Genomic DNA, 13,990 nt, shown 5'->3' on the forward strand with positions numbered 1-13,990 from the left:
CATAGGGATGTCGCCATGCAAAAGTCCTTCCAGAAGTTCCGCGACCCGCAGGAGCGGGAGCGGAAATGGTTCGCCTCGCTGCTTTGGCGGTCATTCCCCGAGGCGACGAGCGAGGCCCAGCTGGCCGACCTTGTGGCCGAGGCGCTGAACACGGCGCAGCGGCCTGTGAACCCGCGCACGGTGCGGAACTGGCTGCGTTCCGAGAACGCGCCGGGGCTGCATTACGTCGTGGCGGTGCTGGCGCTTGCGGGCGCCGAGACAGTCTTCGAACTCTTCGACCCGGAGCAAACGGCATGACACTGGCAATTCGGATCTACTGGCGTATCGCCGGACGCTTCAACCAGGTGCGCGCGGGCAGAGCCCGCGCCGCCGCCCGCGTCTTCGAGGCGCGGGCCGAAAAGTTTTTGGCACGTTTCAAGGGGGGCCGGACATGACCGGCCCGACCGACGTCGCGGCCGTCCCCCAGGCATCAGGAGCAGAACATGGGAATTATGGAGATGCTGGCCCTCATCCTCGGCATTCAGGTCTCGGGCGGCGTGATCTTCTTGGGCGTTCTCATCTGGGGCATGCGCCACATGGCCGAGACCAGACGCCGCCTGGATGCAAAGGCCGCGGATTTCGACAAGGAACATGCCCGCTTTCTACGGACGATGCACCGGCTTCGGTAGCGAGCGGCCGCCACGGCATCGCCCATATCGCCATTCGGGGCCTTCGCCCCGTCTCCGCAGCCCGGCCGGACGCCGGGCCCCTCCCTGACGACTGGCTGGGCAGCACGTCCTTTCCCCTCGGGCTGCCCTGCCCCTTTGGGGAGGATGCGGCATGAGCGTCGGGGCGGAAATGTTGAAAGTTCCGGGCGCGGCAGAGCTGGCGGTCGACCCGCTGACGGTTCGGGCGGCGCAGCACATCGTCGAGTCGCGCAAGGCGTCGGTGTCGAACCTGCAAGCCGTGTTGCGCATCGGGTTCAGCCGGGCGGCGGGGTTGATGGAGGCGCTGGAGGCCGAGGGCATCGTCACGGCTGCCGATCATGTCGGTCGCCGCGAAGTGGCCGCCGATGTCCTGCCGCCCTCCCTGGCAGTGCTGGCAGACGGCCCGACCGTTTCGCTCACCGGCCCGAACGGGGCGACGACCGGCCCGATCCCGCTCGATACCTTCACCGCCCCGCCGCGGCCGCCGATGAAGGAAACCGCCGAGGACGAGGCGGTGCGCGAGAAGACCTACCGGGTCGCGGCCGATGAGCTGCGCGGCTTCATCGAGCGCTTCGAGGCCCTGGCCGAGGAGAAGGCCCAGATCGGCGATCAGCAGAAGGCCGTCATGGCCGAGGCCAAGGGCCGCGGCTACGACATCAAGGCGCTGCGCCGGATCATCGCGCTGCGCAAGCGGCATGCCGAGGACATCGCCGAGGAAGAGGCGGTGCTGCAGCTCTATCGCGAGGCCCTGGGGATGTGATGGCCGCGCGGGTTCACACCGATCTGACGATCCGCGGCACGACCTATCCGGATGCGGCCAGCGCCGCCCGCGCGCTGGGGGTGACGCCCGAGGCGATCCGCTCGGCCGCGCGCAAGGGGCGGCTCGACCGGGTGGGAACGGGCCGCAAGGGGCTCGCGCCGATGCCGGTGCGGATCCGGGGCGAGGTCTTCACTGACGCCCATGCCGCCGCCGCGCGCTTCGGGGTGACGCCGCAGGCGGTCTGGCGGGCGCTGGCCGATGGCGATCCCGACCGGATCGGCCGGCCGCAGCGCCGCCCCGGCCGAGACCCGAAACCCTTCGAGATCGGGGGCCTGCGCTTTGCCTCGCAGCGCAAGGCGAGCCGCGCGCTGGGGTTCTCGGACGATTATCTCTCCCATGCCCTGACCCGGGGCGGCCGCGCCGCCCGGGAACGCATTCTGGCCGCCGCGATGGCGCTGAGCGCCCGGCAGGCCAGCCCCCGCAAATCGTTACCGAACGGGCCTGCGTGCCCGGAACCGATGGAGGAGCTTCATCATGGATAGCACGGACCTGACGCGCCCGGACCGGGTGCCCGCGTGATGGCCGCGCGTCGCCACCTGGCCCCGGTCGAGACCGGCGGGCTGCCGGACTACCCGATCTCCAGCGAGGACCGGCTCGATTCCCATTTCTTCGTGCAGTGGAACCTCAAGCGCTGGCGCAAGAGCGAGTTCCGCCAGCTCGCCGAGCCCGAGGTCGGCTGGTACGGCTTCCTGCTGATCTGCGAGGCCCATGACGAGACCCCGGTGGGCACGCTGCCGACCGACGAGCGGCTGCTGGCCAAGGCGCTGGGGATCACGGTCGACCGCTGGCACCAGCTTTGCGAGCGCGAGATGACGCCGCTGCATGGCTGGTCGCGGGTACGCTGCGACAATGGCGAGATCCGGCTGGCGCATCCGGTCGTGACCGAGGTCGCGGTCGAGGCGCTGGCCAGCAGCCGCCGCAACCGCGCCGAGGCCGAACAGCGCCGCCGCAACAAGCGGCTCAAGGATCTGCGCGAGATGATCGAAAAACGGATCGGGGCCGGGCAGCTTCTGCGCGCGCCGCAATTCCTCGACCGCTTCGATGACTGGCTGGCCGAGCGCTACCCCGAGACCCAGCGCCGCGAGGGCTTCATCCGCCGGGCGCTGGACGAGTTCAGCGCGGAGATGGCCCGATGAGCCGGTCAGGGTCGATCCGTGACATTCCGTTACCGTCACAGAATATTCCGGAACAATCACGGAAAATCACGGAACCGACCGGGAAAGTCACGGAACATTCCGTGTTTCCGCCGGGCCGTCCCCTTTTTTTGCGCCGTTTCCGTCACCGCTGAAAGGAGAGGAAACGAGAAGAGACGAGAAGAGACACCCCGGTCGCGCCGCCCCGGACGGGGGCGCGCGGCAGGCAGGCGGGGCAAGGCTGAGAAGAAGGGAGCCGAGATGGATGCGAGGGAACAGGCCGAGGGCGAGAAGCGGGTGCGGGATCTGCTGGTCGAGCCCCTGCTGCGGCGGGGGCTGGTCAAGCCCGGGGCGATGACCAAGGCGCAGTTCGAGGAGATGCTGGCCGATCTGGCCAAGCGGCTGGCCTATATGAGCGGGCCGAACCTGGCCGCGCTCGAGGAGATGGCGGCGGCCCAGCCCGGCGGCAAGGACCGCGACCGCTTCCCGATCTCCAATGCGATCCTGAAGGCGGCGGCGCAGATCCAGCCGCCCGCCGACGACGCCTCGCCGCTGATCCGCGCGGTCTTTGCCCATGCGGTGGGGCGGCAGGCGCTGGCCGAAGGCTGGGCGCCGGAACTCCTGGACGATCTGCGCCACAACCGCCGCTGGCCGCGCAGCTATGCGCTGGGGCAGATCCGCCAGGCCGCGGGCGAGGCGCTGCGCCGCCACGCGCATCTGGCGGGCGCCGGTCCCGGGCAGCTCTCCCCGACCGAGGCCGCCTGGCTGCGGGACCGCGAGGCCCGCCTCGCCCACTGCCGCAGCATCGCCGATCTCGCGGGGGCCTCGGCATGACGGCCGCGCTCCGCTCCCCGCTGCGGCCTGCACCGCGCAGCCGCCGGGCGATGCCGGTTCGGGAGGCTTTGGAATGGGCCTTCGGCACCGAATGCGCGCGGCTCGACCATGACGAGATCGAGGCGGTCGGCGGCACCGGCTGGCGCCCCTTCGGCATGGAATATGTGGCCCTCGAACGCGCCCAGCTCGGCACGCGCGTCGACACCAGCCGCGGCCGGTCCCGCCCGCATGACGATGCCGAGCTGATCGCGACCGTGGTCCGGAACGTCCTGCCCTGGTATGCCGCCACGCTGGTCGCCGATCTTGCCCGTGCGGGCCGCACCCCCGACTGGATGCCCGACGCCCGCCCGCGGCTCCGCCCGGCCGAGTGGCAGCACAATCGCCCGAACCGTTGGGGCAAAGCCGCGGATGCGGCGGCGCTCGGCGCCGAGGGCTGGCAACCGATCCCGCGCAGGAACCGCAAGGGCGTGATCGTCCAGGACGCGGTGCGCTTCACGCCCTGCGTCTGGACCCCGACCCAGAGCCAGATCGCGGCGGCGCGGCGGGCTTACCTCGACTGGTGGGGCTATCTGCTGGAGGTGCAGGCGGCTTTGACGGCAGCCGACCTGGCGCGGATCGTGGTCACCAAGGACATGCCGCCGATGCGGCCATGGGTAAGGTCGAAGGAATAGCGTTAGCAAGTCACTCCTTAGGAGACCTACCCATGTGCAAAACAAATTGACGAATCCTTATGAAAAAATCCAAATTAAACCCGATATTTGAAATGAAGGTAATTTATGATGTATGAATACGAAAGAAGCTATAAAACTGGCAGAGGGGTATGCGTAGTAATGGAGCTTCTAGGATGGCTCCTTGTTTTTGTCGGTTTCATAGCCGTCATTGTTGGCTATTCTTCAGGAGGACTGGTCGGGTTTGCTTCCCGTAGCTTCATGGAGGAAGGCCCTCCAGTCGTTTTCAGGCTGATTGCCACGATCCCCGGGCTGCTCACGATGGCTGCAGGAGTGTATTCTGTGATGGAAACTCAGAAAGTGAAGGCAACTCTAGACTCAGCAGAAATGACGCGTGAGATGCTGTCTATTTCGAGGCGGAACGACGGCGCTCTCTCATCCAACAGAGTCGAACCAAGCATTAGCCGTGGTCTCGCTCCAGCATCATCGACTTTGGTAAAATACTATCGAACCAAGCAGATAATGAGGCGTCCAACTGGTGGAGTGACTGTTGACGGTGAAGTCTTCAACGATGTGCAGGAAGCCGAGAAGCACATCGACATGATGCTCAAGAACGGGGCGTGATCTTGGCTCCGGAAACTTTTTTCTTGACTGTAATCTGATCCCGTTGACATAGTGCCGTCACCCAATTTGCGCCCGGAGCGGAGACCCCGCCCCGGGCGCTTTGCGTTCCGGGACGGGCTATTGCAGCCCGCAGACAGGGAGGGACGGCATGAAGCTGACGGCAGGTGTCTCGCCCTCGGATCTGCGCAAGCTGGTGTCCCGGCTTCGGGAGGTGGAGCGCAAGCAGATGCCCTACGCGACGATGCTGGCGCTGAACGCCACCGGCGAGGCGGTTCTGGAAGAGAACAGGACGCTGATGCGCAAGGTGTTCGACCGGCCGACGCGCTGGACGCTGAATGCGTTCTTCCTGCGGCGGGCGACCAAGCGGAAGCCGGAGGCGACGGTCGAGCGCAAGGATGCCCCGCGCGGACGGCATTACCTCGAAGTCGAGGAGCGCGGCGGCGCCCGCCCGAAGACCGGGATCGAGCGGCTGATCATCGGCAATGTCGCCTATGAAGACCATATCGAGGCGGTGGTTCCGGCGCGGGGCGCCAGGCTCAACGCCCATGGCAACCTGCCCGCCGGTCAGATCCAGCGGGCGCTTTCCAATATCGGGGCGCAGCAGGACCGCGCCCAGAACAGCACCGACGGCTCGCGCAAGCGCAGCGCGCGGGCGGCGCGGTATTTCGTGCCGAAGCCCGGGCAGCTGTCGCCCGGGGTCTGGAAGCGGCAGGGCAAGCGGCTGACCAAGTTCCTGTCCTTCACCGACCGGCTGCCCCGCTACGGCGCGCGGTTCGACATGGAAGGCCATGGCCGGATCGTCGCCGCGCGCGAGATGCCGGGCCGGATGCGGGCGGCGATCAGGAAGGCCTTTTCCACCGCCAGATGAGCGCGGGTCCTTCCCGGAGGGGGATCGCACGGGGGTAATTCGCACCCCGGTGCCTGCATGTGTGTCTGAATTTTCGAAGCTGCGAGTGAGGGTTGTTGTTGTCATGACCGATCTGGCCGATCTCCGCCGCCTCTATCCGCTGCCCGAGGGGGTGGAGGACACCGCAATGAACCGCGCCCAGATCGCCCGCGCCCTCGATGTCAGCGACAACACGATCAGCAAATGGATCGCGCAGGGCATGCCGGTGCTGGAGGAAGGCGGGAACGGCCGGGAATATGCCTTTTCGCCGGCCGATTGCTACGCCTGGCGGAGGCATCGCGATGCCGGGGCGCGGGCGGCGAAGGCGGCGGCCGACCGCTCGGCCTCGCAGCTGGCAATGGCGTTCCGCAATCTCGACGAGGAGGATGCCAATGCCTCGGCCGGGCTGACCGCCAAGCAGATCGCCGAGGAGGCCGATGCCGATTACCGCTACCAGCGCGCGGCCGAGCAGCGCGGCGAGCTGACCCGGACGGCGCGGGTGCGCGATCTCTTCGAGGACATGCTGGTCGAGTTCCGCCGCACCATCACCACGCTGGTCGATTATTGCGAGATGGAGTTCTCGCTCGATCCCGAGGAGACCGCCAAGCTCGAGGCCCGCTGCGACGGGGCGCTGGTGCGGGCGCGCGGCAACCTGGAACAGGCCATCGGCCGGGGTGCGGCCGAACCGGTCGCGCTGCGGCGGGGCGACCAGGGCGAGATGGGGCTCTGAGATGGTGGTGATCCGCGATGCCCGGATCGGCGCGCTGCGCAGCTTCGCGCCGCTGCCGGGAGTGCGGCGATGATCGACGTTGGACGGCTGCGCGTGCGGCTGGGGCTCGACAATCGCGAGTTTCAGACCGGACTGGCAAAGGCCCGGGGCGCGTTCGGCAAGTTCGCGGGCCGCATCGCGGCGGCGGCGGCCCCGGTGGCCATCGGGGCGGCCGTCGCAGCCGCGGCCAGGTCGAGCTTCGAGATGGTCGATGCGCAGGCCAAGCTGGCGCAGTCCCTCGAGACCTCGACCAGATCGGTGCAGCTGCTGGGCCGCGCCGCCGATCTGTCCGGCGTGCCGATGTCGCAGCTGCAGCAGGCCGCGCTGGCGCTGAACAAGCGCCTCTCGGAGGCCTCGTCCGGCGCGGGCCCGGCGGTGAAGGCGCTGCGGGCCCTGGGCCTGGAGGCCCGGGATCTGCTCGGCCTCGATCTCGATCAGCGCTTCGACAGGATCAACGGCGCCATTGCCGGGCTGGAGGATCCGGCGAAGAAGGCCGCGGTTGCGGCGGCGCTCTATGGCGACCGGGCCTATGCCGCCATCACCCGGCTGGACAGCGCGACGCTCAGCCAGGCGGCCCGCGATGTCGATCAGTTCGGGGTCGCGCTGTCGGAGCTGCAGGCCGACAATATCGAGGCCGCCAACGATGCCATGTCGACGCTGGGCGTGGTCATGCGCGGGGTCGGCAACCAGGTCGCGGCCAGCATGGCCCCGGCGATCACCGCGCTGGCCACCGGCTTCACCGACCTGTTGCGCGAGGGCACGCCGCTGCGCGCGATGCTGGACGGGCTGGGCGCCAGCGTGAGCGGCACGTTCCAGGTCATGTCCGGGACCATCGGCCGGCTCATGTCCTATGCCGGCACATTCGCGTCCTTCCTGGCGGGGCGGTTCGTCACCAGCATGTCGCTGGCCGCGGCCTCGGTGGTGACGCTGAACGCAAAGCTGCTGCTGACCCGGGCGGCCCTGATGCGCACCGGGTTCGGCGCGCTGGTCATCGGTGTCGGCGAGCTGATCTATCGCTTCACCGGCCTGGTCGAGGCCACCGGCGGCGTCGGTCAGGCCTTCGATGCGCTGAAGACGGTGGCGATCGAGGTCTGGGAGCGGATCGGCGCGGGCACCCGGATCGTCGTGCTGGCGGTGAAACGGATGGGCTGGGCGATCCGCGCGGATTTCTACGGCACGCTCGAGGCGATCCAGTCCAAATGGGGCGGCGTCATCACCAACATGGCGGCCATCGGCGCGATCATTCCGGGCTTCGGCTCGCAGTTCCGGGCGGTGGCGGCCGAGATCCGGAAGAGCAGCGCCGCCGCGAAGGATCTGAAGACCGCCACCAGCGAGGCGACCGGAAAGGTGGCCGAAAACGCCAGGGCCATCGAGGCGGCCCTGACCGGCTTCACCGCCCCCCTTGCCTCGGTCGAGGCGCTGCGGGCGAAGCTCAGGGACGCCCGCGCCGAAATGGACAATACCGGCACCAGCTCGCAGGGCCTCAAGGCGGCGCTCAAGGATCTGAACGATGCCCTCTCCGGTGACGGCAAGGGCGGCAAGGGCTCTGGCGTCGACGAGGTCGAGAGCGGGCTCACCCGGCTGGGCACCAGCGTCAACGCCACAAGCAGCAGCTTCCAGAGCTTCTTCAAGGATATCGTGAAGGGCTCGGGCGATGCGGGCGACGCGGTCTCGGCGCTGGCCGACCGGATGCTGGACGACCTGCTCGACCGCGCGATGAGCCCGCTCTCGGACGCCCTGGGCTCCATGTTCGACGGGCTGTTCTCGGGGCTCTTCGGTGGCCGCGCAAGCGGCGGCGGCGGGACGGTCAAGCCCATCGGGGATCTGATCGGCAAGGTGATGGAGGGCGGGTCGTTTGACGGCGGCGGGCGCACGCCCCTCGGGCCGCGCGCGGGCGGGCTCGACGGCAAGGGCGGGTTCCTGGCCATGCTGCACCCCAATGAAAGCGTGATCGACCATACCCGCGACAGCGGCGGCTTCGGCGGCTTCGGCGCGGTCCGGGGCGGCGACGTCTATGTCAGCGTGCAGGGCTCGAATGCCAGCCCCGAGCAGATCGCGGCCGCCGTGCGGGCGGAAAGCCGACGCCAGGCCTCGGAGATCTACGACCGCCGCAAGCGGATGGCCCGGGCGGGAGGGGCGAGCTGATGGCCTTTCCACCGCCGAGCGTTCGGGTCGCCGCCTTCACCCTGACCCGGATCACCAGCAGCCTGCGGGTGCAGAGCCCCTACAGCTTTGCCCAGACCGCCTATGACTTCATGGGCGGGATGTGGGCGGCCGAACTGACCCTGACCCATGTCTCGGCGGCCGAGAATGCCGCGACCGAAGCCTGGCTGGCGGGCCTGAACGGGATGGCCGGGACCTTCGAGATGGGGCCAGTCGACTACGAAGGCCCCTATGGCAAGATCTCGGCCGATCCTGTCGTCGCGGTCGCGGCCAATGCCCGGGCGCAGGCGCTGGTGCTACAGCTCGCCAGGGCGGGCGACCGGGCGCTGCCGGGCGATTACCTGACCCTCGGCCGCCATCTGCATATCGTGACCGCGGCCGAGGCCCCCACACCGGCCTTCCGGCAGAGCGTCACGCTCTGGCCGCGGCTGCGCCGCCCCGTCGCCCCGGGCGATCCGGTAACGATGCGCGCGCCCTTCGGCACCTGGGCGCTGGCCGGGCCCGAGACCAGCTACAGCGGCAGCCAGTCCCGGATCCGGACACGCATATTGCAAGTCAGAGAGGCGCTGTGATGGACGCGAGCGGAGATCGGATGCTGGGCCTGCTGGTGCGCTGCCGGTTCGATACCGGAGATCTGGCGATGTTCACCGGATATGGCGAGGTCGACTGGGAGGGCGTGACCTATCTGGGCGCGGGGCAGATGCTCTCGGTCGGCGAGGCGCAGGCGACCTCGGGCGACGGCATTCCGGGGCTGTCGATCACGCTTTCCGGGCTCGATCCGGAGGTGGTGGCGCTGGCCGAGCTCGAGGAGTTCCAGCGCCGCCGGGTGACGGTGTTCCTGGCGCTGTTCGACGAGACCGGCCAGATCGAGACGGCCGATGTGCTCTTCGACGGGGTCGCCGACACCATGGAGAGCGATGACGGCCCCGACACCGCCACCACCACGCTGGCGCTCGAGCCGCGCAGCATGGCGCTGGGGCGCAAGTTCCCGTGCTACTACCTGCCCGAGGACCAGAAGAAGCGCTTTCCGGGCGATCAGGGCTTCGACCTGGTCCAGGCGATCCAGAACCGCGAAGATACCTGGGGGCGGTCGTGAGGCGCGCGGGCTGGGAGCGGCGCCTGTCGGCGGCGGTGCGGGACTGGGAGGACCGGCCCTTTGCCTGGGGCACGGCCGATTGCCTGGGCTTCTGCCGGGCCGTCGCCCGGAGCATGACCTGGGAAGATCCGATACCGGGCCTGCCGGATTACGGTTCGGAATACGGGGCCGCCAAGGTGCTGGTCTCGCTGGGCTTCGGCTCCATCGAGGCGCTGGTCGACGCGCATCTGGAGCGGCTGCCGGTCGCGGGCGCGCGGCGCGGCGACTGGGTGATGACCGCCTGCGAGGGCGCGATGCCGGGCGCCATGGGCGTGGTGACGGGGCGCTATGCGCAGCATATGGGCCGGAACGGCCTGGTGCGCCGCCCGGTCCTGACCGCGGAGGCGGCATGGCGTATCGACTGATCCTTCCCGCGCTGCTGATCCTGCTGGCCGGACCCGCGCAGGCCATGCCGCCGGTGGTGGCGGCCCTTGGCGTTGCGGCGGGCGGCTGGATGGCCGGGCTGACCGCGACCGCCATCATGGGCCAGGCCGCGCTCGCGGCCGTGCTGACCGGCATCCAGATGGCGATGGCGAAGAAACCCAAGGCCAAGACCCGTGACGAGATCACGCTCAACCGGATCCAGCCGGTCACCACGGGCCGGATCCTCTATGGCGAACGCATGCTCGGGGGCTCGATTGTCGCCCGCGCCACCACCGAGGCCGGGGGCAAGCCGCATCGCCGCTATCACTCGATCATGCCGCTGGCCTGCCACGAGATCGACGGCGCGGTCGAGATCTGGCTGGGCGAGACGCTGGTCTGGACCGAGGCGCAATACCGCCGCGATGAAGCCGCGGGCACGGGCGATCCGTATCACTGGGGCCAGGTCGGAAGCGATTACCAGGGCCGCGTGCGCCTCCGCGTCCACAATGGCACCGAGGATCAGGCGGCCGAGGCCCGCTATGTCGCGGCCGCCCGCGAATGGACCGAGGCGCATCGGCTGCGCGGCGTGGCCTATGTCTATTTCGAGGCCGATTACGACCGCGATCTCTTCCCCAGCGGCGCGCCCCAGATCCGGGTCCGCGCCCGCGGCAAGCGGGTGCTCGATCCGCGCGACGGCCAGGTCAAATACAGCACCAACCCGGCGCTCTGCCTGCGCGATTACATGCTGACGCCGCAGCTCCGCGGCGGGCCGGGCTGGCGCCCCGGGGATCTCGACGAGGACACGATCCTGGCGCTGGCCAACCTGGCCGAGGAACAGGTGCCGCTGGCCTCGGGCAGGGCCGAGGACCGCTATGCCTTCAACGGCGTGCTCGAGACCGAGGCCACCGCGGCCGAGAACCTCAACGACCTGTCTTCCTCCTGGGGCGGCTGGTGGACCTGCGAGCGCGGCCGCCTGACCGTCGGGGGCGCGGCCTGGGAGGAGCCCGCCTTCACCGTCACCGAGGACATGCTGGTCGGCGGGATCCAGGTCACCGCCCGCAAGCCCTTCGAGGAGCAGTTCAACACCGTGAAGGCGCAATATGCCGATCCGGAGAACGAGCATGTCGTGACCGATCTGCCGGTGCTGGACAGCGCCACCTATATCGCGGCCGACAATGGCGAGCCGCTGGTGCTCGACATGGGCGAGCTGCCGGGCGAGACCGGCTTTGCCCGCGGCCAGCGGCTGATGAAGCTGGCACTGCTGAAGGGCCGCCGCCAGAAGCAGGTCACGCTGCCCTGTTCGCTTGCCGCCTGGCCGGTGCGGCGGGGCGACAACATCCGGGTCTCGCTGCCGCGCCGGGGCTGGACGGCCAAGACCTTCGAGGTCACCGGCCGCACCGTCCATATCGGCAAGGACGGGGTCCGCGTCACGCTGAGCTGCATCGAGACCGGCCCCGCAATCTTCGACTGGCGGACCTCGGAGGAGACGCCCAAGCCCGCGGGCGGGATCCCGACGCTGCCCTCGCCGACCGCAAAACCGGTGGTGAGCGCGCCGACCATGACCGAGGCGCTTTACGAGACCCGCGGCGGCGGCGGGGTCAAGACCCGGGTCCGGCTGGCGGCCACCACCGACAATCCCTTCATTGACGCCTGGCAGTTCGCCTGGCGCCCGGTCTCGGCCCCCGAGCCCACGCTGCGCGGGCTCACCGATACGCCCGAGGACATGATCGACGACGTGGCGCCCGGCCCCTATGCCTTCGGCGTGCGCGGCCGCAATGCGCGCGGCATCTGGTCGGACTGGGCCTGGGCAGGCGCCACTGCCGTGCAGGGCGAGAACGCCCCGCCGGGCGCCATCACCGGGCTTTCGGTGCAGGCCTCGGGCGGCGCGGTCGCGATGCTGCGCTGGGACCGGCATCCCTCGCTCGACGTGCGCCAGGGCGGCCGGATCGAGTTCCGCCACGCGACCGCGCAGGCGGGTGCCAGCTGGCAGAGCTCGACCGGCATCGGCAAATCGGTCTCGGGCGGGGTCACCGAGGCGACCCTGCCGCTCAAATCCGGCACCTATCTCGCGCGCCCCTATGACGCGATGGGCACGCCCGGCCCGGTCTCGGGGATCGCGGTCCGCGCCGCCTCGATCATCCCGACCACGACCGTCGCCACCCTGGCCGAGGCCCCTGGCTTTGCCGGGACCGCCACCGGCTGCCACGCGGCGGGCGGCGTGCTGGCAATGGCGCCGGGCGAGACCCGCGCGCGCTACGCCTTCGCGGGCCGGGTCGATCTGGGCGCGGTCCAGCCGGTGCGGCTGATCTCGGATATCGAGCTCCTGATCTCGGAGGCCCGGGACCTGTTCTGGCAGCCCTCCGGCACGGCGATGTGGACGCCGCCCGATGCGCGGCTCTGGCTCGGATCGACGGATGCCTATGGCGATGTCGACCTGCAGGTCTCGCTCACCGACGACGACCCCGAAACCGCCCGCTGGGGGCCCTGGCAGAGCTTCGATGCCGCCGACTTCTCGGGCCGGGCCTTCCGCTTCCGCGCGGTCCTGAGCGTCGAGAGCCCCGATTACACCATCGGCATCACGGGCCTGACCGTGACCGCCCTCCAGGCCGCATGAGGATGACATGACCCAAGCCACCTATCTGCTCGACACCGGCCATACCAAGGCCCAGGCCTTCGCCATGCTGCAGGGCGTGCTTTCCGCGATCCAGAGCGGAAATGCAGGCGCCACCCCGCCCGCCGAGACGGCGGCCGGCATGATCTGGGTCGATACCGACGCCCGCGCCCTGAAGATGCGCAATGTCCCGAACAATGGCTGGATCACGCTGGGCAGCTTCGCCTCCGGCACGTTCGTTCCGGCCGGGGTGAACCAGCTGACCGAGGCGCAGGCGAAGGATGCGTTTTCCGACATCTACGGCGCTGTCACGGGCCAGATCCTGGCCGCCGCCATCGATGCGCGGGTGAGAGCCACGGGGGCCCCCGTCAACGAGGCCGTCTGGCACCCCTATGACATGGTTCGCGTCGGCGATGGCGCAGACGGGCTGTTCTGGGACCATTCCTTGACGGGGAACCAGCGGTACGTTCAAACCCCCGACTTTGAAGACGGGTACGAGTACATGCTCAGGATCATGGGCATGGAGTGGCATGGGTACGGCAATAAGCGCCCAACAATCAAAGGCTTCATCGAGCAGACGGGGCGTTATGCTTCTGCGATGGCTATGGCTGGCGACGTCGAGCCCTCAACCGGCTTTCATGTGATGATTCGCTTGCTCTTCCCGAGAGTGCCGAGCCCGTTCTTCGGCATCGAAGGTAAGATCCCCTCAGGGCAAATAAGGACATCGACGCTTGGAGGGAACGACCGGACGGTATCCAGGGCTGAGATCTCCTGGGCCGACGGGGACACCGACATCAGGGCTGGCAAGATGTACCTGTATCGCCGCCGTGAGTACATTTCGGGCTGAGCGCCTCCCCCCCCCCACGTCCCGATCCCCCCGCTTCGGCGGGGTTTTCCATGCCCGGAGATTGGCTGTGACCATGATCGGCATCGCCCTCAGCCCCTGCGCAGCCCGGTCCCGCCGGGCGCCCGCGGCCGACATCTGACCCGCCCAGGAAGGAGCCCGCCATGCAGGAATTGACCACGCAGATCCGGGACTGGTGGGCGGTGATGCTCTCGCTGCTCGGGCTGGCCGTCTGGTCGGTGCGGCTCGAGGCGCGCGCCCGCACCAATACCGCCGCGCTCGACCGCGAGACCGCCCGGCTGGCCGAGGAGATCCGCGCCCTCGAGGCCCGCTGGCAGCGGCAGCGCGCCGAGGATCTCGCCGCCCGCCAGCGCGACCGCGAGGAGACCAACGCGCTGCTCCGCGAGCTTCGCGCCGACATCAAGACCGTCCTGCAGCGCGTCCCGCGCTGATC

Annotated in this window: 18 protein-coding genes and 1 pseudogene; all 19 read left to right on the forward strand. The window is 69.2% G+C overall.

Translation table 11 applies throughout. The features are described 5' to 3' along the window. The first annotated feature begins 15 nt into the window (after positions 1–15). The 19 genes and pseudogenes from A6W98_RS19075 to A6W98_RS19145 all read left to right on the forward strand — a co-directional run bounded on the left by A6W98_RS19075 (position 16) and on the right by A6W98_RS19145 (position 13,988). Positions 16–297: a hypothetical protein gene (locus A6W98_RS19075; protein ID WP_042462572.1), complete on the forward strand. Its 282-nt coding sequence runs from the start codon at positions 16–18 to the stop codon at positions 295–297. Then, positions 294–434: a hypothetical protein gene (locus A6W98_RS21590; protein ID WP_162107098.1), complete on the forward strand. Its 141-nt coding sequence runs from the start codon at positions 294–296 to the stop codon at positions 432–434. Before A6W98_RS19075 ends, A6W98_RS21590 begins: the two co-directional genes overlap by 4 nt. 48 nt (positions 435–482) lie before the next feature. Continuing rightward, positions 483–668, forward strand: a complete 186-nt coding sequence (locus tag A6W98_RS21380; protein ID WP_155734869.1) for a hypothetical protein — start codon at positions 483–485, stop codon at positions 666–668. Positions 669–837: 169 nt separating this feature from the next. After that, positions 838–1,035 (forward strand): annotated as a pseudogene (locus A6W98_RS22235) (DNA translocase FtsK); the annotation flags it as partial. 138 nt (positions 1,036–1,173) lie between these two features. Then, entirely contained in the window at positions 1,174–1,446 is a 273-nt protein-coding gene (locus tag A6W98_RS22240; RefSeq protein ID WP_042465443.1) for a DUF2312 domain-containing protein, read from the forward strand. After that, positions 1,446–1,988 carry a hypothetical protein gene (locus tag A6W98_RS19085; RefSeq protein ID WP_042464318.1) on the forward strand — a complete coding sequence of 181 codons (543 nt, stop codon included), beginning with the start codon at positions 1,446–1,448 and terminating at the stop codon, positions 1,986–1,988. Before A6W98_RS22240 ends, A6W98_RS19085 begins: the two co-directional genes overlap by 1 nt. A 36-nt stretch (positions 1,989–2,024) precedes the next feature. After that, entirely contained in the window at positions 2,025–2,642 is a 618-nt protein-coding gene (locus A6W98_RS19090; RefSeq protein ID WP_042461734.1) for a hypothetical protein, read from the forward strand. Positions 2,643–2,900: 258 nt separating this feature from the next. Further along, positions 2,901–3,473 (forward strand): hypothetical protein, encoded by a 573-nt coding sequence (locus A6W98_RS19095; RefSeq protein WP_042464319.1) that lies wholly within the window; start codon positions 2,901–2,903, stop codon positions 3,471–3,473. Further along, a complete protein-coding gene (locus A6W98_RS19100) occupies positions 3,470–4,144 on the forward strand; it encodes a hypothetical protein (RefSeq protein ID WP_042464320.1) in 675 nt (224 codons plus the stop codon). The genes A6W98_RS19095 and A6W98_RS19100 overlap by 4 nt, the downstream gene beginning before the upstream one ends. 108 nt (positions 4,145–4,252) lie before the next feature. Then, on the forward strand, positions 4,253–4,765 hold the full coding sequence (locus A6W98_RS21385; RefSeq protein ID WP_155734870.1) for a hypothetical protein: 513 nt from the start codon (positions 4,253–4,255) through the stop codon (positions 4,763–4,765). 148 nt (positions 4,766–4,913) lie between these two features. Beyond that, positions 4,914–5,633: a hypothetical protein gene (locus tag A6W98_RS19105; RefSeq protein ID WP_063490967.1), complete on the forward strand. Its 720-nt coding sequence runs from the start codon at positions 4,914–4,916 to the stop codon at positions 5,631–5,633. A gap of 103 nt (positions 5,634–5,736) precedes the next feature. Next, entirely contained in the window at positions 5,737–6,381 is a 645-nt protein-coding gene (locus tag A6W98_RS22175) for a terminase small subunit (protein WP_042462523.1), read from the forward strand. 69 nt (positions 6,382–6,450) lie between these two features. Next, positions 6,451–8,565, forward strand: a complete 2,115-nt coding sequence (locus A6W98_RS19115; protein WP_063490968.1) for a phage tail tape measure protein — start codon at positions 6,451–6,453, stop codon at positions 8,563–8,565. After that, on the forward strand, positions 8,565–9,155 hold the full coding sequence (locus A6W98_RS19120; RefSeq protein WP_042461684.1) for a hypothetical protein: 591 nt from the start codon (positions 8,565–8,567) through the stop codon (positions 9,153–9,155). Before A6W98_RS19115 ends, A6W98_RS19120 begins: the two co-directional genes overlap by 1 nt. After that, positions 9,155–9,679 (forward strand): hypothetical protein, encoded by a 525-nt coding sequence (locus A6W98_RS19125; protein ID WP_063490969.1) that lies wholly within the window; start codon positions 9,155–9,157, stop codon positions 9,677–9,679. The genes A6W98_RS19120 and A6W98_RS19125 overlap by 1 nt, the downstream gene beginning before the upstream one ends. Further along, on the forward strand, positions 9,676–10,083 hold the full coding sequence (locus A6W98_RS19130) for a DUF6950 family protein (RefSeq protein WP_063490970.1): 408 nt from the start codon (positions 9,676–9,678) through the stop codon (positions 10,081–10,083). The genes A6W98_RS19125 and A6W98_RS19130 overlap by 4 nt, the downstream gene beginning before the upstream one ends. Next, complete coding sequence (locus A6W98_RS19135; RefSeq protein ID WP_063490971.1) at positions 10,068–12,695, forward strand: phage tail protein; 2,628 nt, start codon at positions 10,068–10,070, stop codon at positions 12,693–12,695. Before A6W98_RS19130 ends, A6W98_RS19135 begins: the two co-directional genes overlap by 16 nt. Before the next feature lie 7 nt (positions 12,696–12,702). Then, the gene (locus A6W98_RS19140; protein WP_063490972.1) at positions 12,703–13,539 is read left to right on the forward strand and encodes a hypothetical protein; all 837 of its coding nucleotides are present in this window, start codon (positions 12,703–12,705) and stop codon (positions 13,537–13,539) included. A 161-nt stretch (positions 13,540–13,700) separates the two neighbouring features. After that, on the forward strand, positions 13,701–13,988 hold the full coding sequence (locus A6W98_RS19145; RefSeq protein WP_042461673.1) for a hypothetical protein: 288 nt from the start codon (positions 13,701–13,703) through the stop codon (positions 13,986–13,988). Positions 13,989–13,990 lie beyond the last annotated feature (2 nt).

The sequence above is a fragment of the Rhodovulum sulfidophilum DSM 1374 genome (assembly GCF_001633165.1).
Taxonomy (GTDB): Bacteria; Pseudomonadota; Alphaproteobacteria; order Rhodobacterales; family Rhodobacteraceae; genus Rhodovulum; species Rhodovulum sulfidophilum.

Excerpts from the sequence above, each read along its gene's own strand:
- A6W98_RS19075 (WP_042462572.1), top strand. The coding sequence starts at position 16 with ATGCAAAAGTCCTTCCAGAAGTTCCGCGACCCGCAGGAGCGGGAGCGG.
- A6W98_RS21590 (WP_162107098.1), top strand. The coding sequence starts at position 294 with ATGACACTGGCAATTCGGATCTACTGGCGTATCGCCGGACGCTTCAAC.
- A6W98_RS21380 (WP_155734869.1), top strand. The coding sequence starts at position 483 with ATGGGAATTATGGAGATGCTGGCCCTCATCCTCGGCATTCAGGTCTCG.
- A6W98_RS22240 (WP_042465443.1), top strand. The coding sequence starts at position 1,174 with ATGAAGGAAACCGCCGAGGACGAGGCGGTGCGCGAGAAGACCTACCGG.
- A6W98_RS19085 (WP_042464318.1), top strand. The coding sequence starts at position 1,446 with ATGGCCGCGCGGGTTCACACCGATCTGACGATCCGCGGCACGACCTAT.
- A6W98_RS19090 (WP_042461734.1), top strand. The coding sequence starts at position 2,025 with ATGGCCGCGCGTCGCCACCTGGCCCCGGTCGAGACCGGCGGGCTGCCG.
- A6W98_RS19095 (WP_042464319.1), top strand. The coding sequence starts at position 2,901 with ATGGATGCGAGGGAACAGGCCGAGGGCGAGAAGCGGGTGCGGGATCTG.
- A6W98_RS19100 (WP_042464320.1), top strand. The coding sequence starts at position 3,470 with ATGACGGCCGCGCTCCGCTCCCCGCTGCGGCCTGCACCGCGCAGCCGC.
- A6W98_RS21385 (WP_155734870.1), top strand. The coding sequence starts at position 4,253 with ATGTATGAATACGAAAGAAGCTATAAAACTGGCAGAGGGGTATGCGTA.
- A6W98_RS19105 (WP_063490967.1), top strand. The coding sequence starts at position 4,914 with ATGAAGCTGACGGCAGGTGTCTCGCCCTCGGATCTGCGCAAGCTGGTG.
- A6W98_RS22175 (WP_042462523.1), top strand. The coding sequence starts at position 5,737 with ATGACCGATCTGGCCGATCTCCGCCGCCTCTATCCGCTGCCCGAGGGG.
- A6W98_RS19115 (WP_063490968.1), top strand. The coding sequence starts at position 6,451 with ATGATCGACGTTGGACGGCTGCGCGTGCGGCTGGGGCTCGACAATCGC.
- A6W98_RS19120 (WP_042461684.1), top strand. The coding sequence starts at position 8,565 with ATGGCCTTTCCACCGCCGAGCGTTCGGGTCGCCGCCTTCACCCTGACC.
- A6W98_RS19125 (WP_063490969.1), top strand. The coding sequence starts at position 9,155 with ATGGACGCGAGCGGAGATCGGATGCTGGGCCTGCTGGTGCGCTGCCGG.
- A6W98_RS19135 (WP_063490971.1), top strand. The coding sequence starts at position 10,068 with ATGGCGTATCGACTGATCCTTCCCGCGCTGCTGATCCTGCTGGCCGGA.
- A6W98_RS19140 (WP_063490972.1), top strand. The coding sequence starts at position 12,703 with ATGACCCAAGCCACCTATCTGCTCGACACCGGCCATACCAAGGCCCAG.
- A6W98_RS19145 (WP_042461673.1), top strand. The coding sequence starts at position 13,701 with ATGCAGGAATTGACCACGCAGATCCGGGACTGGTGGGCGGTGATGCTC.